The organism is Streptomyces roseifaciens, from assembly GCF_001445655.1.
Taxonomy (GTDB): domain Bacteria; phylum Actinomycetota; class Actinomycetes; order Streptomycetales; family Streptomycetaceae; genus Streptomyces; species Streptomyces aureoversilis.
On record NZ_LNBE01000003.1, the window covers coordinates 1,924,774 to 1,944,070 of the forward strand.

At 72.0% G+C, this 19,297-nt stretch carries 21 protein-coding genes; 10 read left to right on the top strand and 11 right to left on the bottom strand.

The features are described 5' to 3' along the window. Positions 1 to 129 precede the first annotated feature (129 nt). From AS857_RS14080 to AS857_RS14090, 3 genes are all read left to right on the top strand, one after another. A complete protein-coding gene (locus tag AS857_RS14080) occupies positions 130 to 840 on the top strand; it encodes a TNT domain-containing protein (RefSeq protein WP_058043437.1) in 711 nt (236 codons plus the stop codon). After that, complete coding sequence (locus tag AS857_RS14085) at positions 837 to 1,094, top strand: hypothetical protein (RefSeq protein ID WP_058043438.1); 258 nt, start codon at positions 837 to 839, stop codon at positions 1,092 to 1,094. Before AS857_RS14080 ends, AS857_RS14085 begins: the two co-directional genes overlap by 4 nt. Positions 1,095 to 1,171: 77 nt before the next feature. After that, a complete protein-coding gene (locus tag AS857_RS14090; protein ID WP_058043439.1) occupies positions 1,172 to 2,029 on the top strand; it encodes a maleylpyruvate isomerase N-terminal domain-containing protein in 858 nt (285 codons plus the stop codon). A 51-nt stretch (positions 2,030 to 2,080) separates the two neighbouring features. Here the strand turns inward: AS857_RS14090 and AS857_RS14095 are convergent, their stop codons facing one another. Further along, on the bottom strand, positions 2,081 to 3,268 hold the full coding sequence (locus AS857_RS14095; protein ID WP_058043440.1) for a multidrug effflux MFS transporter: 1,188 nt from the start codon (positions 3,266 to 3,268) through the stop codon (positions 2,081 to 2,083). Between the two features lie 349 nt (positions 3,269 to 3,617). On the opposite strand from AS857_RS14095, the gene AS857_RS14100 reads away from it, so the two are divergent. Continuing rightward, complete coding sequence (locus AS857_RS14100; RefSeq protein ID WP_058043441.1) at positions 3,618 to 4,178, top strand: GNAT family N-acetyltransferase; 561 nt, start codon at positions 3,618 to 3,620, stop codon at positions 4,176 to 4,178. Between the two features lie 96 nt (positions 4,179 to 4,274). On the opposite strand, the gene AS857_RS14105 is transcribed toward AS857_RS14100, so the two are convergent. Both AS857_RS14105 and AS857_RS14110 read right to left on the bottom strand, forming a co-directional pair. Further along, the gene (locus AS857_RS14105; protein ID WP_058043442.1) at positions 4,275 to 5,387 is read right to left on the bottom strand and encodes a PP2C family protein-serine/threonine phosphatase; all 1,113 of its coding nucleotides are present in this window, start codon (positions 5,385 to 5,387) and stop codon (positions 4,275 to 4,277) included. 212 nt (positions 5,388 to 5,599) lie between these two features. Beyond that, on the bottom strand, positions 5,600 to 6,823 hold the full coding sequence (locus AS857_RS14110) for a beta-ketoacyl-[acyl-carrier-protein] synthase family protein (protein ID WP_058043443.1): 1,224 nt from the start codon (positions 6,821 to 6,823) through the stop codon (positions 5,600 to 5,602). Positions 6,824 to 7,284: 461 nt separating this feature from the next. Between AS857_RS14110 and AS857_RS14115 the strand changes: the two genes are divergently transcribed. Together AS857_RS14115 and AS857_RS37550 are read left to right on the top strand one after the other, a co-directional pair. After that, positions 7,285 to 7,938 carry a HemK2/MTQ2 family protein methyltransferase gene (locus tag AS857_RS14115; protein ID WP_058043444.1) on the top strand — a complete coding sequence of 218 codons (654 nt, stop codon included), beginning with the start codon at positions 7,285 to 7,287 and terminating at the stop codon, positions 7,936 to 7,938. 103 nt (positions 7,939 to 8,041) lie between these two features. Beyond that, entirely contained in the window at positions 8,042 to 8,209 is a 168-nt protein-coding gene (locus AS857_RS37550) for a CDGSH iron-sulfur domain-containing protein (RefSeq protein WP_079110314.1), read from the top strand. Positions 8,210 to 8,307: 98 nt separating this feature from the next. On the opposite strand, the gene AS857_RS14120 is transcribed toward AS857_RS37550, so the two are convergent. From AS857_RS14120 to AS857_RS14130, 4 genes are all read right to left on the bottom strand, one after another. After that, positions 8,308 to 9,291, bottom strand: coding sequence for an iron-containing redox enzyme family protein (locus tag AS857_RS14120; protein ID WP_058043445.1), 984 nt, complete (start codon positions 9,289 to 9,291; stop codon positions 8,308 to 8,310). Between the two features lie 130 nt (positions 9,292 to 9,421). Beyond that, the gene (locus AS857_RS40365; RefSeq protein WP_173864753.1) at positions 9,422 to 9,577 is read right to left on the bottom strand and encodes a DUF6131 family protein; all 156 of its coding nucleotides are present in this window, start codon (positions 9,575 to 9,577) and stop codon (positions 9,422 to 9,424) included. A 190-nt stretch (positions 9,578 to 9,767) separates the two neighbouring features. After that, positions 9,768 to 10,205, bottom strand: coding sequence for a hypothetical protein (locus tag AS857_RS14125; RefSeq protein ID WP_245699824.1), 438 nt, complete (start codon positions 10,203 to 10,205; stop codon positions 9,768 to 9,770). 125 nt (positions 10,206 to 10,330) lie between these two features. Beyond that, a complete protein-coding gene (locus tag AS857_RS14130; RefSeq protein WP_079110315.1) occupies positions 10,331 to 10,705 on the bottom strand; it encodes a GNAT family N-acetyltransferase in 375 nt (124 codons plus the stop codon). 107 nt (positions 10,706 to 10,812) lie between these two features. Here AS857_RS14130 and AS857_RS40630 point away from each other — a divergent pair, with 107 nt between their 5' ends. Further along, a complete protein-coding gene (locus tag AS857_RS40630) occupies positions 10,813 to 12,801 on the top strand; it encodes an eCIS core domain-containing protein (protein ID WP_058043446.1) in 1,989 nt (662 codons plus the stop codon). Between the two features lie 46 nt (positions 12,802 to 12,847). On the opposite strand, the gene AS857_RS14140 is transcribed toward AS857_RS40630, so the two are convergent. Beyond that, the gene (locus tag AS857_RS14140; protein WP_275477359.1) at positions 12,848 to 13,321 is read right to left on the bottom strand and encodes a maltokinase N-terminal cap-like domain-containing protein; all 474 of its coding nucleotides are present in this window, start codon (positions 13,319 to 13,321) and stop codon (positions 12,848 to 12,850) included. 138 nt (positions 13,322 to 13,459) lie between these two features. Between AS857_RS14140 and AS857_RS14145 the strand changes: the two genes are divergently transcribed. Further along, entirely contained in the window at positions 13,460 to 14,002 is a 543-nt protein-coding gene (locus AS857_RS14145) for a DUF1707 and FHA domain-containing protein (protein ID WP_058043448.1), read from the top strand. Between the two features lie 23 nt (positions 14,003 to 14,025). Here the strand turns inward: AS857_RS14145 and AS857_RS14150 are convergent, their stop codons facing one another. Beyond that, a complete protein-coding gene (locus AS857_RS14150) occupies positions 14,026 to 14,667 on the bottom strand; it encodes a dioxygenase family protein (protein ID WP_058043449.1) in 642 nt (213 codons plus the stop codon). 36 nt (positions 14,668 to 14,703) lie between these two features. Continuing rightward, positions 14,704 to 15,690: an AraC family transcriptional regulator gene (locus AS857_RS14155; protein WP_173864754.1), complete on the bottom strand. Its 987-nt coding sequence runs from the start codon at positions 15,688 to 15,690 to the stop codon at positions 14,704 to 14,706. A gap of 417 nt (positions 15,691 to 16,107) precedes the next feature. Between AS857_RS14155 and AS857_RS14160 the strand changes: the two genes are divergently transcribed. After that, entirely contained in the window at positions 16,108 to 16,644 is a 537-nt protein-coding gene (locus tag AS857_RS14160) for a hypothetical protein (RefSeq protein WP_058043450.1), read from the top strand. Positions 16,645 to 16,748: 104 nt separating this feature from the next. Here the strand turns inward: AS857_RS14160 and AS857_RS14165 are convergent, their stop codons facing one another. Continuing rightward, the gene (locus AS857_RS14165; protein WP_107105625.1) at positions 16,749 to 18,383 is read right to left on the bottom strand and encodes a CocE/NonD family hydrolase; all 1,635 of its coding nucleotides are present in this window, start codon (positions 18,381 to 18,383) and stop codon (positions 16,749 to 16,751) included. Positions 18,384 to 18,516: 133 nt separating this feature from the next. On the opposite strand from AS857_RS14165, the gene AS857_RS14170 reads away from it, so the two are divergent. Continuing rightward, a complete protein-coding gene (locus tag AS857_RS14170; protein WP_079110316.1) occupies positions 18,517 to 19,290 on the top strand; it encodes a TetR/AcrR family transcriptional regulator C-terminal domain-containing protein in 774 nt (257 codons plus the stop codon). Positions 19,291 to 19,297 lie beyond the last annotated feature (7 nt).

The following is a 19,297-nucleotide window of genomic DNA, read 5'->3' on the forward strand; positions in this document are numbered from 1 at the left end:
CCCTTCACTTGGCTGATCTTGGCCTGCCCCACGGGCCGCGGTCCGGGAGAGCATGTGTGAGCACTGAGGTTTTCGATGCGTTCGTGCCTCTTGCCTCACTACGAGTCCCAAGTGCAGAGGGGAAATTGAATGAGTGACAGAAGCCGTCTCCTGGCCGCGGTCGCCGGCGCCGTCCTGACCGGCTCGCTGCTGACCGGCCCGGCCTACGCCGCGCAGGACGTGGGAGACCGGGAACGAATATCCGCGGCCACCCAGGAGCCGGCCGGTGCCACGAAGGCCGCCGACCTGCGGGCCAAGCTGTGCACAGGCGCCCTGGATCCGAAGAACCCGCAGCTCGGCCCCGCCACCAACACCCTGCCGGGACCGTCGGAGAAGCCCGTCGGCCCCCTGCTGAGCGGCTACGACAGGACCGGCGGCCTCAAGCCCGACAAGTTCCTGAGCAAGTACTGGACGGGAAGCCCCACCTGGCACTACCCGCCCAACGACGGCTTCGCCACACGCGGCGGGAAGCTCGACAAGAACAAGACCGTCCTCAAGCCGGGCCAGAAGCTGGACCGCTTCGGCCACGAAGGCGGCAGCTTCCTGGCCCCGGCCGGCGCCCGCTACTCGCAGCGCGCCCTGCCGCCGGACAACCTGCAGACCATCGACGAGAAGTACCCCTGCAACTACCACGTCTACACCGTGGCCAAGTCCTTCACCGTCTGGCAGGGCGGCATCGCCCCCTGGTTCGAGCAGGCCGGGGGCGGCCAGCAGATCCAGCTCGACCCGAAACTGGTCCCCGGCGCGCCCAAGCTCAATGTGAAGTGGCTGGTCGACAACGGCTACCTCAAGCGGACGTGACGGAGCCCGCCGACCGGCGGACGGCACTCGCGGCCCTGCGCGCGGCCGGAGTGCCCGGCCGCCTCTACCGCATCGAAGGGGTCCACGAGCCCGAAGCCCCGCTGCCGGACTTCCACTTCCTGCGGCTGCGCGAGGGCAGTTGGGAGACCGGCCTCTTCGAGCGCGGCGAGTACGTCGTCACCGCCCGCTTCCCGGCGGCTGAAGAAGCAGCCGCCTGCCGGCAACTGCTGCTCCAGCTGATCCCGGACGGCTGATTCCGGGGATCCCCTGTTGCGAGCGGTACGCCGGGAGTAGCCTGCGGGCGCCTGGTCCGCCGTCAGGGAGGTGTGCCGTGAGTGCCGTCGCCGGCGTCGATCCCGTCGCCGAGCACGAGAGGACCCGCGCCGCCCTGCGCGCCGTCATCCCGCGCCTGGCCCGTCTGCTGCGCGGCGTCCCCGACTTGGACGCGCCCTCCGGCGTGCCGCCGTGGACGGTGGGCGATGCCGGCGCCCACCTCTGCGCCGCGTACCTGGCGTACTGCTCCGCCTTCACCCATGAGTTCGCGGACTGGGACAGCGTCCTGCCACCGGGCGACGGCCCGTTCACCGAGCGGATCACGGCGGTGAACGCCAAGTCGATCGGGCTCCTGGACGCGGGCGAGCGCAGGCACCTCGGCGACCTCGTCACCGCGCGGGGGGAGAGGTTCCTGCAGGTCACGCGGGACCTCGCTCCCGGCACACCCGTCGAAGCCCCCTGGTACGGACAGCAGGTCGTCCTGACACTGGCGACCGCGACCGGGCTGATGCTCAGCGAGAGCCTCCTCCACGGTCTCGACATCGCGCGCGGCGCCCGCATCCCGTGGACGATCGGAGCGGACGAGGCCCGCCTGGTGATCGGCCAGGCGATGCCCGCGGTGATGCCGCTCGCCCTGGACGAGGCGAAGGCGCAAGGGGTCCGCATCGCGTTCGACGTCGTCATCAAGGGCGGTCCGCGCCTGGCGGTCGTCGTCGACGACGGGACGGCGACGGTGACCCGCGACGCGCCGCCCCGGGCCTACGACTGCCGGATCACGGCGGACCCGGCCGCGTTCCTGCTGATCAGCTTCCGGCGCAGGCCGCTGTGGACGGCGATCGTCCGCGGCCGGATACGCGCCGGCGGACGGAAGCCGTGGCTCGCCCTGCGCCTCGGCGAACTGATCGCCAGCCCCTGACCCGGTTGCACTCGCCGGTACCGGAGAGCCGGTGCACCGGAGAGCCGGCGTTCAACGACCGTCCGGCAGGACGGGACTTGCCCTCCGGGTAAGGGCCAAGGCGGCGAAAGCGAGGGCGGCCGAGACGGTCATGCCCAGGAACATGGGGAACGCGGTGTGCTCGCCGCCCAGCCCGACCAGCGGGGCGGCCACCGCCCCCAGCAGACCCTGCCCGGTCCCGAGCACGGCGGAGCCGGCACCGGCCGCGTGGGGAACGCGCTCCAGGGCGAGCGCGGTCGCGTTGACGGTCACCAGGCAGATCCCGACGAGGGCCACGTACACCAGCCCGAGTGTGAACGTCAGGGTGAGGGCGTCGGCCAGGGCGAGCACGGTGAGCGCGGCGGAGCCGACGACCATGACGTACAGGCCGGTGCGCAGCAGCGCTGCGGGGTTGAAGCGGCCGACCAGCTTGGTGACGGCCACGGTGGCCAGGGCGCCCACGACTCCGGTGGAGGCGAAGGCCGCGGACGTCTGCCCGACGCTCAGGCCGAGCAGGTTCTGGAAGAGGAACGACGCGCCGCCGAGGTAGCAGAAGAGCACGGCGAGGGAGAAGCCGAAGGAGAGGGCGTAGCCCAGGTAGGCGCGGTTCCCCAGCACCTCGCGCACCGCCAGCGCCGTCGCGGCTGCGCCTCCCGTACGGCGCCGGTCCCTGGGCAGGCTCTCGGGCACGGCGACGGCGGCGGAGACGACCGCGAGGACCGTCGCGGTGGCCAGGACCCAGAACACCGTCCGCCACCCGCCGTTCTCGATCACGATGCCGCCCGCGACGGGCGCGACGACCGGGGCGAGGCCGGTGAGAGCCATCACGACGCCGAAGAGGCGTGCCGCCGTCTCGCCCTGGGCCACGTCGGCTATCACCGCCCGGCCGATCACGACGCCGGCGGCACCGCTGAAGCCCTGGACGAAGCGCAGGGCGACCAGCCATTCCAGCGACGGCGCGAGCGCGCAGAACGCCGTGGTCACCACGCACGCGACGCCGCCCGCCAGCAGCGGCACCCGCCGGCCGCAGCGGTCGGAGAGCGGGCCGAGGACCAGCTGGCCGAGCCCCATGCCGATCAGGAAGGCGGTCAGGGTGAGCTGGACGCCTGATGCGTCGGTGTGCAGGTCGTCCGTCATCTGCGGCAGGGCGGGCAAGTACATGTCCGTCGCCAAGGGCATGACGAAGGCGAGCAGCCCCAAGGCCGCGATCAGGACGGGCATCCGATGACTCCAGACAGGTCGAGCGAGTGCGCTGTGCCGGACAGCGGGCCGCCGCAGGTGGCATCGCGTGGGAGCCGAGGGCCGGGTGGGCGGAAGGTCGTCGCTGTCCGGGATCCCCGACCGTAGAAGCGGAGACACCTGCTCCGCTTCCTTCCTGGGACCGGAACTGCAGCGTCCGCTGGTCCTGGTTCCCGGGCACCGGGATCCGTCGGACCGGCGCGCCGGGTTCACGTACGAGGGGTACCCCGAGTCCTAGGCCGTGGTGTGCCCGTTGCCGCACACGGCCCGTGACACCCCCATGCGAAGATCCTTTCGTAGGTGTGCCGACTCCGGACCGCGGAAGGTGACGATGTACGCGATATCCCTGGGCGACGACGGTGCGGAGCTGCGCCCGGTCGAACCGTGGCAGGCCGGGGAGTTCCTGGCCCACATGGACCGAGGGCGGGAGTTCATCGGGCAGCACAACGGGCTTCCCGACGTCGTCACGGACCTGGAATCGAGCCGGGCGTTCCTCCGGACGTACGCGGAGAGGACCGCGGCCGACACCGGGCGCCTCTACGGCATTTGGTCGGACGGCAAGCTGGTCGGCGGGTTCCTGCTGCGGAGGCTGGACTTCGAGCAGGGCATCGCCGAGGCGGGCTGCTGGCTGGAGCCGGCGGCGGTGGGCAGGGGCCTGGTGACACGGGCCGCGCGCGTGGTCATCGACTGGGCCGTCGAGGAGCGCGGCATCCACCGCGTGGAGTGGTGGGTGTCGACGGGGAACGCACCCAGCATCGCCGTGGCCCGGCGGCTCGGGATGACGAAGGACGGCGTGCTGCGGGAGAGCTTCCTGTACCGGGGGAAGCGCTACGACGAGGAGATCTGGTCGGTGCTCGCGCCGGAGTGGCGGGCGGCAAAGCAGGCATCTTGAGGTTCTGAGGCATGAGCCCCAAGGCGTCACGCGTCACGCGTGACGCCGGCACCTGACGGCCCGCGCCCCCGCCCCCGGCCTATCGGCCGAGCAGCGTCAGGGGCTCACCTCCCCGTCGCCCCGGTTGATGGCGAGCAGTACCAGGTCATCGGTGATGCAGCCACCGGTGTGGCGCCGCACATCGGTCAGGACGGCGTCGAGCAGCGCGTCCGGCGAGGGAAAGTCGCGTCCGGTCAGCCGGGCGACGGGGTCGTAGAAGGTGTCGGAGCGGTCGCGTGCCTCGCTCAGGCCGTCGGTGTACAGGAACAGGGTCGTCCCCGGCGGGAAGGGCATGGTGTCGGTCCGGCCCTCGACGGCGCCCAGTTCCGTCAGCCCCAGGGGCAGGGCCGGTTCGGACGGTTCCACGCTGCGGACCGCGTCGCCGTGCAGGAGCAACGGCGGCGGGTGGCCGCGGTTGATCAGCCGCAGTTCGCCGCCCGAGGGCGGGATCTCGGCCAGGACGCAGGTGACGAACCCCTCGGTGCGCTCGGGCCCCGGCCGCCGCTTCGCTTCGCGCAGCAGTGCCCGGTCCAGCCTGGCTGCGATCCGTACGAGCGTGGGTTCGTCGTCGGCGGCCTCCCGGAACACGCCGAGCGCCACGTCCACCGCCTTGACGGCTTCCATGCCCTTGCCCCGCACGTCGCCGACCAGGCAGCGTACGCCGTACGGAGTGTCCTGGACGCCGTAGAGGTCACCGCCGATCTGCGCGTCCTTCACGGCGGACTGGTAGCGCACGGCGATCTTGTAGGGCCCGATCGAGACCGGAGGCCGCGGCAGGATGGCGTCCTGCACGGCGAGGGCGATCCTGCGCGCGGACTGCAGGCGCACGTTGCTGTAATGCATGAGGCGGTTTACGACGACGGCGATCGCCGAGACCGTCGCGACGGCGGCCAGTTCACTGCGGCCGCCGGAATCCCCCATGATGCCGAAGTGCGTGAGCATCGCGAAGTCCGCGACGCAGGCGCCGATGGCTGCCAGGATCGTCGCGCGCAGTGACAGCAACGCGGCCGCCGCCATCGGTGCGGCGGTGTAGAAGGCCTCGGCGCTGAAGCGCGGAGGGGTGTTGTAGTCGAGGACGACGCCCCCGACGAGGAGGGCCACCGGCAGCAGCTGGAGGTGGCGCAGGAACCAGCGCCTCTCCGTGGTGCGCCCTGCGTCCGGTGCCCTCACGTGCCTGCTCCCGCTCGTTCGTGCCGTAGGACCGTACCCGTACGACACGCTCAAGCATCCTCGGGCCCGATTGCCGCTGCCAGTCATGGTGGGGCCGTATGGGTACGCGCCGGAACGGCCCCGGCCCCGCCGTCACGAGTGCTCCGGACGGACCGACGGCCCCTCGCTCCGACCCCGGCACCGGCCGGGGCGGAGGGGCCGGCTGCGACGGCTCAGGGCGCGGGTGTGAACACGAGGGAGGCGTTGTGCCCGCCGAAGCCGAAGGAGTTCGTGAGCGCGGCCGTCAGCTTGCCGTGCCGGGGCTGTCCTGCGACGACGTCGAGCTTCACCTCCGGGTCGAGGGTGTCGAGGTTCTGCGTCGCAGGGATGACGCCGTCGCGTACGGCGAGGATCGTGGCGAGGGCGCCGATCGCGCCCGCGGCGCCGAACAGGTGGCCGGTCATCGACTTGGTCGCGGTGACGGCCGGGTGCGCGCCGATGGCCTCGGTGATCGACCGGGCCTCGACGAGATCGCCCTTGGGGGTGGACGTCGCGTGGGCGTGGACGTGCTCGACGGCCAGGGGCTCCAGCCCCGCGGAGGCCATGGCCAGGCGCATCGCGCGGACCTGACCGTCGGGATGCGCGGCCGTGATGTGGTGGGCGTCCGAGGTGACACCGGCGCCTGCGAGCGTCGCGTGGGCCCGGGCTCCTCGCGAGGCCACGGACCCGGCGCGCTCCAGGACGACCACGACCGCGCCCTCGCCGATGACGAATCCGTCGCGGTCGGTGTCGAAGGGGCGGGACGCCTGCCGGGGCGCGTCGTTGCGCGTCGAGTGCGCCTTGGCCTGGGCGAACCCGGCCAGCGGCAGCGGGTGGATGCAGGCTTCCGTACCGCCTGCCACGACCACGTCCGCGCGGCCGAGCCGGATCAGGTCCAGGCCCATCGCGATGGCCTCGGCCCCGGACGCACAGGCGCTGACGGGGGTGTGCGCACCGCCGCGGGCCCCGAGGTCGATGCTGACCCATGCGGCCGGGCCGTTCGCCATCAGCATCGGGACGGTGTGGGGCGACACGCGCCGCACTCCGGAGGCTTCGAGGATGTCGTCCTGGCCGAGCATGGTCAGGGCGCCGCCGGTGGCCGTGCCGATCACGACGGCCAGCCGCTCCGGATCGACGTCGGGCCTGCCCGCGTCGGCCCAGGCCTCGCGGGCGGCGACGAGCGCTATCTGCTCGCAGCGGTCCATGCGCCGGGCCTGGACGCGGTCCAGGACCTCGGTGGGCTCGGTCCTGAGCCTGCCGGCGATCTTCACGGGCAGGCCGGCCGCCCACTCCTCCTCGATCGCGCTGATCCCCGACCGCCCGGCCAGCATCCCCGACCAGGTCGAGGCGACGTCCCCGCCGAGCGGAGTCGTGGCCCCCAGGCCCGTGACGACCACATCATCGGTGTGCGTGCTCACTGAGCGAACCCCCTTTGTAGTAGAGATACAACTCCCCGCGGAGCCGGCCGCGGGAAGAGATCGACTTGATCGCCACTCTGCCAAGGGGGTGATGGGCAATTAGATGTCGTGGCCAACGGAGTTCGGTGTCCGGGATTTGTAGGAAACGATCATTCCCAGAGGCCTGGCGGGGTGTCGTGTGATGTTCGGTCGCGAGCGGTGATCCGGGCAGCACCCGCCGTGGGCCCCGTTTCCGGTGGGGGCGGCAGGGCTCTGCCCGGAGGTCTTCGGAGCCTCATCCGTACGGCGGGGCGGCGTGTGCGACCAGAGGGCCGGCGGACGGTTCCGGATTCCGGCCGCCCGGCGGGCGGGTCCGGGACACGTGGCGGCCCGCACGGACGCCTTCCGGCGCCTCGGCTCACCCAGTGCCCGAAGGGCCTACGGTCCGCTTATGGGCCCTCCCGCCGGGGTACCCGAGGAGAATGCGGTTCTTCCGGCTTCCCGGGGTCTATGTGCCTCAGGAGGACACAGCGCTGCTCCTGGAAGCCTTCTCCCGGGAGCGGGTGGATCGTGGTGCGGCCGTGCTGGACGTGGGGACCGGCTGCGGCGTACTGGCCGTGGCGGCAGCACGGCGCCGCGCCCGGGCCGTCGCCGTCGACGCCTCGCACCGCGCGGTGTTCACGACCCGCCTGAACGCGCTGCGTGCGGGCGTGCGTGTGCGGGCCGTCCGGGGCGACCTGCTGACGCCCGTGTCCGACGGGTGCTTCGATCTGATCCTGGCCAACCCTCCGTACGTGCCGGCGCCGGGCGGCCGGAGGCCGCTGCGCGGCCCCGGGCGGAACTGGGCCGGGGGAGCGGACGGCCGGGCCCTCCTGGACCGGCTGTGCCGGGGAGTGCCGGAGCTGCTCCGGCCCGGCGGAGTGGTGCTGATGGTGCACTCGTCCGTGTGCGGGCCGGAACGCACCGTGAAGGCGCTCGAGAAGGGCGGGCTGACCGCGGAAGTGACCGCCCGGCGCACCGTGGCGTACGGGCCGGTCATGCGCGCTCAGACCCCGTGGATGCGGGAGCGAGGGCTGATCGAGGCCGACGACGTCCGTGACGAACTGGTGGTGGTCCGTGGCGAGCACCTCACCTGAGGAACCGGCCGGCTCCGGCCCCGGCCCCGGGTGCAGTCGTCCCGAAGCGGCGGAGACGGGCCGTAAAGAGGCGCGGCGGGTGTGGCAGGAACCGGGTGGGCCGATGCTGATCGAGGGGCCGGTGGAGTTCGTGACGGAGGACGGCAGCGTCGTCCGCTCGGACCGTCCGGTGGTCGCCGTGTGCACTTGCCGTCGCAGCCTTCTCTACCCGTTCTGCGACACCAGCCACCGCCGTCGTCAACGGCCGGATGCGTCTCCCCGGGAGCCGTGACGGGCGTGGGACCTTGACGGTGGCGGATCTTTGACGGTGGCGGATCTTGACGACGGTGGATCTTTGACGAGCCGGCAGCCTCGGCGTGCGTCCAGCTGTCAGAGGGGCCGGCGTACCGCGGAACCCCCGGCGTTCCACGCCCCGAGGATGTGGTCGGCGAGACGGTCCTCCAGCCACACGGTGGCGTCGATCCCGAAGACGATGTCGTTCGTCAGCCCGGGATCGTCCGCCTGCAGGCCGCCGATGACCTCACGTCGTACCAACTGCTCGTGCACGGCGTCCGCTTCGACGTGTTCGGCGTAGAAGTGACGGGCCGCGAGGCCTGCACCGAGCCTGTCGATCGCCTGGACCAGGCGCCGGGAGGAGGGGGACGACGTGATCTCCACGGCCGCGAAGTGCCCGGCGAGCGCACCGCGCAGCGACCGGTGCAGCCCCAGCAGTGACATCAGATTCACCACGGCCAGTGCGTGTGCCGTGGCCGCCTCCAGGTAGCGGCCGTACGCCGGGTCGAGGCCGAGTTCGCTCATCGCGGCGGCGAAGAGGCCCGCGTGGATGCGGTCGGCCCGCCCGGCGCCGAACTCGTCGTACTCCACGGCCACCAGCCCCGCCTTGGCCCTCCCGGTCAGCCGGGGAATGGCCCAGGCATGCGGGTCCGCCTCCTTGAGCTGGTACAGGGAGCGCAGCGCGAGGTACTCCCGCAGGTGCTGCATCCGGCCCTCGTCACGCAGGAAGTGCGAGACTCCCTCGCCGTCGGCGGGCTCCACCAGCAGGTCCCGCAGCGCGGAAGCGACGTCCGGGTGGACCGGGACGTCGCTGCGCAGGGCCGCGAGAAACGCCCGTTCCAGCGCTGCGCGCAGCCGGAGCAGCTCCGGGTCCCATTCCCAGGCGTCGTCCACGCCGTCGAAGCCCCTGTAGTGCAGCTCGTAGCAGAGGTAGAGGGCGAGGTGGAGATCGTCCCCGTACGGGTCGGGGCTGCGCACGGCGCCGTCGGGAGCAAGGCCGGCCGGCCCTCCGGGCTCGCTGCCGAGCGCACCGATCACAGCCTCGGACAGAGTTCCGCGTGCGTCGGGCAGCCTCGGCACCCTGCTCCTTCCGTCACGGCCCGCCGCCGATTCGCGAGCGGGCGCAGCATGACTGGACCGCCTGCCCTTGCGCCGACGGTCGGAGACCGGCTGTTGCGCCTAGCGCAGTTGCACCTGCCGGGAGCAACGGCTACCAGTAGTGTTTACGTCCGCCGACCGCGTGCCCCACTGCGCCGAGGACCCAGAGGATCAGCCCGATGATCAGCAGGATGATGCCGATGGTCCACAGGATCGAGATACCGGTCAGGAACCCGATGATGAGGAGAATGACTCCGAGGACGATCATGGTGTCCTCCGATTGGACGGATATCCCCTGATTTCCACTATCTTCCCCGGTCGGCCTACGCGCCAGTTGTCCCTGCATTCCAGGACCTGCCGGCGCCGGTCCTCCGGACCGCTTACCCGCCGTCGGCGGTGACAGTCGCCCCGGTGAGGTACGAGGCTTCGGGGTCACGGGCGAGGGGCGCGGACGGCCCTCACTCCGGCAGGCCGAGCACCAGGAGGATGACGATCACCGGCGGGAGCAGCGCACACCATGCGAGGTGCTTGCGCGCCTTGGCGTAGCGTATGCGGCGCGGAAGAAGCCAGGACGCCAGAAGCAGTACCGGCGTACCGATCACCGTGGTGAACAGGCTGTACTTGACCACGGCAAGGGTGCCGTCGAGCGCCCCGGAGCAGTTGTCCGGACCGCAGCTGTCGGTGGCCATGGGGGCGAGCGAGCCGAACAGCACGGCCACGGGAATGACCAGCACCGCGAGGACCGTGGCCCAGAAGGGCGCACTCGAGGCGTCGTCGTCACGATCGGCGGGTCCGCCGGGACGGGCCTCCCGTGTCTGCTCGGCGGCGTCCGCAGCGTTGGCGTCGGCCCACGCCTGCCGCAGCTCGACGTCTTCTCGCGTTCCCTGGTCGTTCATGGGACCAGTGAACCCTCCGCGCCGGCCGGCGCGCCTCGGGGCGGCTACTCAGAATGCGCAGGTGCGCGTACTCATCCGCCGGGCGGGGGGTGGGGGGGGAGAAGAAGGGGAGGGCGGATCCGGCGTCAGCGGAGTTCGCCCTCCAGGAGCCCCATGACGATCATGTCGTGCCACTTGCCGTCCCGGCGGAAGCACTCCCGCCGGCGGCCCTCCTCGACGAAGCCGACCTTCTCGTAGACACGGCGAGCCGGGACGTTGTCCGCGACGACGGTCAGGGCGATCCGGTGCAGCCGCATCTCGTCGAAGCCGTATCGGCAGATCACCCGCATGGTGTCGGTCGCGTAGCCGCGGCCCCAGTAGTCCTTGTCGCCGATCCGGAGGTCCAGCTCGGCCTCACCGGTCTCGGGGGCGGCGCCGCGCAGCCGTACCGACCCGATCAGCCGCGGTGCGTCGAGCGGCTCGTGGCGGCAAGGCTGGCCACCCCCTGAGCTGCGCCCCAGTCATTTCTCCCTCCGCCGCCGGCTCCGTCCCTCCCGGCCGGGTGCCTCGCGCCTGGAGGCGCGTCGTCCGCGGTGGCACGTCGCCGGGCCGTGGACATACTGGTGCCATGGCCGAGCACGTGCACCGGACAGCCCGCGCCGAGGTGCGCTCGCCGCTGCATCGGCCCGTCATGATCAGCCGGCCCAGCAGCATGTACGAGCGGCAGGCCCGGGCCGCCGCAGTCGGCCGCCCGTCGCTGTCGCGTATCGGCCCGACCGCCGCAGGGCCGGCGCCCGGGTTCACCCGGCCCCCGGGAAACGCCGCCCGTACCGCCATCGCGAGCGCGCTCGCCGCGCCCGGTCAAGCACTGGAACCGGCCACGCGGAAGAGGATGGAATCGCACCACGGCTACGACTTCAGCCGGGTCCGGGTGCACACCGACGCGCGCGCGGACGCGTCTGCGCGGTTGCTCGACGCGGCTGCGTACACGGCCGGACGGCACATCGTCTTCGCCGCCGGCCACTACCGGCCGGCCACGCCGCCGGGCCGGGCCCTGATCGCCCACGAACTGGCCCACGTCATCCAGCAGGAGCCGTCCGCGCGCCCGGACGGGCCGCTGTACGTGCAGCGCTCCGGCCCGCTGGGTTTCCTCGGTGACGTCGTCAACTTCCTCGGCGATGCCGTGAGCTTCGTCGGCGACATCTTCACTCAAGGCCCGGCCGAAGCCTTCTCCCGCTTGGTCGGCGAGGGGACGTTTCCGCCTGAAGAGCTGCAGCGCTACCTCGGCAAGCTGCGCCGCACCGGCAAGCCGGAGGGGGACTACGACAGCGATAACAAGGCACGCGCAGCGGTCGCACTGTGGGAAGCCGGCGACCCTTCCGTCGTGCTCGACCCGCAGCTGAAGAGACTGCTGGTGCGCGACCTGTACGACGGCTACGTGAGCAAGGGCGATGCCCAGGCGATCCTCACCATCCTGGAGCGCAGCCTCGGGCCCGACCTCACTGCCGTCCTCTCCTCCGGCGGCGTACGGACCAAGGAGCTCCACGACTCCTTCGGCGCGTCCGAACGCGCGCGCCTCGTGCATCTCCTCGACGAGCGGGTCGAAGGGGGCTTCGCCGAGGCCATGAAGGACCGGGTGGTCCCTTCGGACCGCGGCGTGAGTGCGGCCCCGCACCTCAACGACGAGACGTTCCGCAAGGAATGGGAGAAGGCCTTGCAGGAAGGAGTCGAGTTGCTCGTGCGGTCCAAGAAGGAAGCCCAGGGATGCGCCTTCCCCCGGCCGGGCGAGCTGAGGTTCGACGCGGAGCACTTCACCTCGTCGCAGACGAACATGGAAAAGATGCAGGGGCACGAGCGGCTCGTCCCCAAGACCGCCACTCCGTACGAGGCCGTGGGGTTGCTGTTCCAGCACTTGGAGAGGTGGACGTGCGAGTGCCTGTTCTTCACTCAGCTTGCCCAGCTGTATGCGTGGAGAAAGATGTTGCCGGTGGCGGCGGCGTTCAACGCCAAATTCCCCGAATTCCATGTCGGAGGCGGCCGCGGCACGTCCGTGAAGGGCCTGGAGTCGGACCAGCGCGATGTCGGCGACCCCGCCGGCCTTGAGCAGGCACCGGTCGGATCGGTCGTGGTGTGGTTCAACCGGAGCGTGCATGCAAAGGGCACCGCATTCGAGTACGAGCATGCGATCAAGACGTCCCACGGAGTCAAGGGCGAACCGGATAAATACGCTGCACACCCTTTCGAGGAGGAGCAGCCGGGCGGTGGGACCCGGTGGCAGCTGACGGCCGACGAGATCAAGCGGCACCTGGCCGAGCAGAACCCGGACTTCCCCTTCCACTTCCTGCTGACGGCCGGCGAGGTGAAGGAGCTGGAACGTGACGGGGTGGCTCCCTCGGTCATCACCGCACTGCGGTCGATCGTGGGGATCGACAAGGTGACCTGGCTGGAGTACTTCAAGGTGCTACCGCGACGGGAGCTGGCCCAGTTGCCGAGGCCCGAAGGGCTGGGCCAGCTCGGCAAGATCCGCGCACGCGCCCGGAAGCAGCCGGATCAGGGTGCCGCCGGGCAGTACATCGAGCGCGAAATCGAACTCAACAAGATCGAGGTTCCGAAGTAGCCGCCGAACCACCGCCTCGGCGCCCCGCGAAGCGTGCTGCCGCGGCTCAGGCCTGCGGGAGGTCCTGCAGGACGGCGAACAGCCCCTGAACGCGGGTGCCGTCCGGGAGTTGCCAGGAGCCGCCGACATGTCCTGCCGCCCCTTCGGGGAGGGATGCGGGGGCGTCGGGGCCGGGCCGCAGGACCCGGTGCAGGTGCAGCGTCGCGTCGTGCGGGGCGGAGAGCTCGGTGGCCTCTTCACCGTCGGTCGTGGCGGTGACGGTGAAGTCCGCCGGGGCCGGGCCGGCACCGGTGAAGGAGCGGGTGACCTCCGGGTCGGGGGTGTCGCTGACGCTCTGGTCCTGGGCCTGCACCCGGCCCTCGACCAGGGCGAGCAACTGGGCGACCAGCACCGGGTCGTGGCAGCCGTCGTAGACCCAGCGCCGCCCCAGCACCCCGTGCTCCATGGTGCCGACGAGGGCCTCGTCGCCACGGCCATGCTGTGCTCTCTCCTCCGTCGGACGGCGTGCGGGCCCTGACACCTTCCCACCCCGGCCCGGTGCGCCCCCGTGCCGGGTGCCCTCGACGCCGACACGGCCGGATCCGCTGATTTCCCATCAGCGCCGTGCATGTGTTTGATTTTATGGACAGGGCGGGGCCGAAACCCGAGAATCACCTCCATGACGTCCCCTGAGTTCCGTACGCGCGTGACACGGCCCTCCGAGGCCGATCGGGAGCGGGCCCTGGCGATCCTGCGCGACGGCACCGGCGACGGCAGGCTGTCCCACGACACGTTCATGCGCCGCATGGACCTCGTCCTGACCGCCCGCACCAGCGCCGAGATCGAGCTCGCCATGGCCGATCTCCCCGTCCGCGGACGGTTCTCGGACTTCATCCTGCGTACGGTGAGTCGTCTGTCCGCCTTCGGGGCCCACGTGCGCGGAGCCTGGCGGGGTGCGCGGCTCCCCGGCCTCCGGCTTCCCGAGCCCGGTACGAAGCCGCTGACCATCGGCCGGGCCCCGGTCTCCGACCTGCGCCTGGAGGACGACACGGTCTCCCGTCGCCACGCGGAGCTGCGCTGGCTCGACCACGGCTGGCGCCTGACGGATCTCGGCTCCCGCAACGGCACCTACGTCAACGGCCTGCGCATCGCCGGGTCCGTGCGGGTCGGGCCCGGCGATCACGTCGCATTCGGCGACCTCGGCTACCGGCTGTCGGTCTGACGGCCCGGCCGCCGCCCGCACTGCTACTTCCCGGGCCCGCCCGCGTTCACCACGAAGTCGAAGGTCGCCTGCTTCGCCGGGCCGGCCTGACGGACGTTCATGAGCAGGGCCGCGTTGAAGAGCGGGTCGGTGTTGTTGCGGGGCTCTCCGGGGAAATAGAGCTGCGTGGTGAGGAGAGGGCCGCCGGGAGCCTGCACCTTGACGTGGAGGTGGCGCGTACGGCCCGGGTAGAGGCCCGGCACGATGGTCGTCAGCTTGAACGCTCCCCGGGCGTCCGTGTACTGGTGCCCCCTCATCCGGAAGCCGCGGCTGTCGTACGCGCCTGCGTCGTCCGCCTGCCAGAAGTCCAGCAGGGCGTGCGCGACGGGGCGGCAGGTCGGTCCGAAGACGTAGCCCTCGACCGTGAGCCGCGTGCCTCGCGTCCCCGGCTCCAGCAGCGAAGCGCGCTCGGGGGAGTCGGGTTTGAAGTAGGGGCCCTCGATCTGCGGCGGCGTGGGGTCGTCCCCGTCGTCGCAGAAGGGCGTCGGCCGGAGGGGTGCGTCCGAGGGCCGGTGGTCCCGGGCGAGGGCCACGCCGCTGCCGAGCAGGGCGGGCAGGGGCACCGCCACGAGTGCCGCCTTGAGCAGGGTCTTGCGACTGACCCTCCGCGTGTGATCGTCCGTCATGGTCCGCCTCCTGGGGTGAGTGGCTCACCGACGAACCTAGGGAGGCGGGCCCTGCGGATCGATGGACTCCGCTGGGCAAACATGGTGATTCCCTGGGCTTACGTGGGGCTCTGCCTTTCCCGGCTCCTCCGTCACCGTCCTGCGGCGGAAGTCCCCGGGGCTGAGGCCGGTCTCGCGCCGGAAGAAGCGGCAGAAGTACGCGGGGTCGGTGAAGCCCACGCGCCGGGCGACCTGGCCGACGCCCAGAGAGGAACCGGCCAGCAGCCGCTTCGCCTCCAGCGTCCGGGCCGCGCGGATCAGCTCGCCGGGCGTACGGCCGGTGGCCTGTTTGACGGCCTCGTTCAGATAGCCGACGGAGACGCCGATGCGCGCCGCGTACGCCCCCACCGACCGCTCGGCACCCGCGGTCCCGGTGAGCAGCAGGCCGAATTCCCGAGCGACTTCCGCGGCCCGGCCGGCTGCGGCGTCGGGTCTTCGCGCGCCGGGCAGGCGCAGGGCGCGTACGAGCAGGATGTGCAGGTACGCCTCCAGCACGGACGCGTACCCGTCGGCCTTCGCAGCGAACTCGGCTGCCATGGCCCGGATGAGCGGGCCGATGCCCGCGGCGTCGCCGTCCCCGCCGGAGGACGCGGCGGGGAGCCGGAGCCAGTGCTGCTCCGCGAGCGTGCGCAGCAACTGCCGGTCGCCGGGGCGTGCCAGCAGGAAGTCCTCGGTGAACAGCGTCAGGACGCCGCGCAGGCCCGACACCTGCTCCCAGTGGTGCACCTGCCCGGGCAGGATGACGCACAGGTGGGGAGGGCTGAGGGGCCTGCGGACGAGGTCGATCACGTGGGCTCCCGAGCCGCCGGTCACGTAGACGATCTCGTAGAAGGTGTGCCGGTGCGGGTAGCCCGCCCGGGAGTCGGGGCCGAGGGCGTCGAAGGAGCCCATGGCGAACGGCGGTACCTGCGGCGCAGCGACCTGCAGACGGTGCAGGGGAAGGGGGTCGGCTTGCTGCACCCGGTCGCGTGCCTGTGTGGTCATGTCGCTCCGCCTCCGTCCTGTACGGCCCGCCGGTGTTGCGGCCGGCCTGCTCGCTCCGGTCGTCGTCGGGTCCCGGTCGCGTGTGCTGCCGGCCCGGGATCCACGGTCAGCTGACCCCGTGGCGTGCGGCCCGGTCAAGGGGCCGGGGAGGAGGCCGGATCGGGGGCCGGATCGGAGGTGCCTGCAAGATGTCCGGGTGCCTGCACGACGTCGGCCTCGAATGCCGGGCGCCCGGCGCCACCGTGGCGCCCCCGGGGCCCTCGGCGGACTGCCTGACGTACACGGCGAGATGGCCCGGGGCAGCCGCGGCCGCCGCCCGAGCGGTGTCCGGTTCCACCCTTGGAGGTTCTGTGAAGAGCGTGGAGAATCCCCACCGTTACGCCATCGCATCTCATGTCACATCAGTGAGGAGAAGCCATGCGCTCGGTGAAGACTGCCCTCGCTCTCGGTGTTGCGGCCCTGGCCGCGGCAGGGAGCATCGTGACCCCGGCTGCAGCCGCAACGCCCTCCGGGGACGCCAACGGCAAGGCCATGACCTGGACCCTGCTCGCGGACGGCCCCAGCGGAACGGTGCAGGTGGGCGGCGGCCCCCTGAGCAACCCGTACCAGGGTGACACCGCCACGACCACGGCCCTGCCGGTCCTCTGCCTGAGGGTCGACGGCTCGCCGGCCCCCGCCGGCATCACGCCCGGTTTCTACGCGGGCTGGGCGCGCGGCGCGGTCGCGGCCACCAATCCGATCCGCGGCACCCGCCTGACCAGCCGCGCGGTCGCCGACGGAGTCTGCGCGAACAACTTCGGATCGGGCTGGCGCATGGCCGAGTTCCACGACGGCAGATACGGGCCCAACCTGGAGAGTTCGGGCGGCTGGAGCTACTGGGCCTACGGGGACGTCCCGGCCGGCACCCGCTTCTGGACGGCCATCAACGACCAGCCGGCCAACCCCTGGAACTGACGCACCTGCTCCGTCCGCGCCGGGCGAACCCGTGATACCGCTCACCGCTCACCGCCCGGCGCGGGCGGCCACCGTCCGCCGCGGCCCCAAGCGCAGCGTTCCGCCTATCCGTCCGTCGAAGGACCGTGCACCTCGGCCGTACGAGGAAGAGCCAGCGCCGAGCCCTCGTGCAGCGTGATCCGGACCGGCGTGAAACCCGTGGCCTCGGCCCGCGGCTCCCCGGTGCCGGGGTTGCGGGCGAAGCGCGGATGCGCACCTCCGCTGATCTGGAGACGGACGCGGTGACCGGCGGCGAAGCGGTGGGCGGTCGAGCTCATCGGCACGGTGACCTCCGCGAGGGCCTGCCCGGCGGTCCGCAGCGGGATCAGCCCGTCGCAGACGTTGAGGGAACGGCCCTGCGCGTCCACGTCGCAGAGGCGGGCGAAGACATCGGCGCAGCCGGTGTCCGCGGAGATGCGCAGCTGCGCGGAGACCGGGCCGAGGACGTCGACGGGCGCAGTCAGCGGCGCGCTGGTGAACGTCACGACGTCGTCCCGCGCTTCCAGCGCCTTGTTGTCGCGGGGGCCGGCGCCGCGGGAGAGCAGGGGCCCGCCCAGGGACGGAGTGGGGTCGGCGGGATCGTAGCGGAACGTCTTCAGAGGCGTGGGTTCCGCGGAGGCATCCTGGCCGGCACCCCGGATGAGGTCCCCGTTCGCGGCGGGGAACCAGGCCGTCGTCATGCCGGGCGCCGCCGGCCAGTCGTCGAGGTCCCGCCACGTGCCGTCGCCGCCGACGTGCACGCGCACGCGTGCGGGGCGCAGGCCGGCGGGGTCGTCGCACAGGTGCGCGCGCAGCCAGGCGAGGCTCTCGGCGAAGACCTCGGGCCAACCCTGCTGAAGTGCGGAGGTGTGGGTCCAGGGACCGACCAGCAGGGAGGTTTCGCACCCGGCCCGGCGCAGCCGGGCGTACTGCTCGAGGGTCTGGTCGGCCAGGGCGTCGTGCCAGCCGGTGATCAGGCCGGTGGGCACGCTCAGCCGCTCCGCTGCCTCTCCCGGGGACGCGCCGTCCCAGTAGGGATCGCCGGCGTCCGGGTGCGTCATCACGTCGTCGAGCCAGGGCACCTCTCCGAGGGCGGGCACGTGCGCCCCGCGCAGCGGCCGCGCGGTGGTGATCTCGCGCATGCGCCGCTGCAGGCGCAGTGCCGCCCTCACGAAGGGGACGATCCCCCGGTGCTGGTACGTCATGCCGACGCCGACGGTGAGGGCGTTCTCCAGGCGGAGCGCGCCGTCCGCGTGGAAGAGGGCGTAGGGGTCGTGCAGGCCGACCTGGACCACCATCGCCTTGAGCTCCGGCGGCGGGTCCAGGGCAAGGGCCCACTGCACGTAGCCGAGGTAGCTGGGTCCGACGGTGCCCAGGGTGCCGGTGAACCAGGGCTGCTCCCGCAGCCAGGACACCGCGGCCCGGCCGTCGGCGGCCTCGTTGCGCCACAGGTCGAACCGGCCGCCCGAGCCGCCGGTGCCGCGGCAGCTCTGCAGGACCACGTGGAAGCCCTGTTCGGCGAAGAGCAACCCGTACATCGGTGACCACGGCACTCCCCTGCCGTAGGGCGAACGCACGAGCAACGTGGGGAAGTCGCCCTCGGTGCGGGGGAAGTAGTGGTCGGTGCGCAAGGTGCTGCCGTCCGCGGCCGGTACCGACAGGCCCGGTTCCCAGCCGACTTCGTGCTGTGCGGCCGGCAGGCCGCGCCACGTCGCCCTCATCAGCCGGGAGCTGAGCGGCGGCTTCCCGGACGGTGCGCCCCAGACGGTCCTCGGGGCGGCATCGTGCGCATGCGGTGTCATCGTGTTCCCCTCACTCATTTACGTACAGTGTACGAGAATAGAGGGTGCTTGGATGGTTTCCGCAAGTCGCAGTGGCAAAGAGAGGGGCGAGGAGAACGTGACCCGTGGAGACGGCGCCGGCGCCGCCGGAGTCGACCCGCAGCAGCTCTGGCTGACTCCCGGCCGGTCCGGCAGAGGGCGCAAACCGGCCTTCAGCCGCCGGGCGATCACGGCCGCAGCCGTCGCCCTGGCGGACGCCGAAGGGCTGGAAGCGGTCACCATGCGGCGCGTCGCCGCCCAGGTCGGAGCCGGCGTCATGTCGCTCTACAACTACGCCCCCGACAAGGAGACCCTGCTGGAACTGATGGTCGACCACGTCAGCGGTGAGCTCCCGGCCACGGATCCCCTCACCGGAGACTGGCGCACCGACCTCAAGGCCATCGGCCACCTGCAGCGCGCCCTCATGCTCCGGCACCCCTGGCTCCCCGCCGCGCTGTCCGCCCGCCGGTCCCTCGGCCCCCACACGCTGGCCTTCCTGGAACGCGCACTCGCCGCCCTGCGGCCGACCCGGCTGGACGGCGCCGCGAAGCTGGAGGTCTTCGCCCAGCTCACCGGATTCGTCGCCGCGCACGTCGCCCACGAGATCGCGCAGGCCGCGACCGCACAGGCACCGGACCGGGCCGCAGCCGAAGCCCGCTATCTCGCCGCCGTCGCCGCGGACGGCCACCACCCCGAGCTCGCGGAAGCCCTCGCCGCACCCGGACGGCCCCTCACCCCCGAGGCCACCTTCACCCGTTTCCTCGACCGTCTCGTCGACGGCCTCGACACGGACCCCGACGCCGACTGAGACGGCG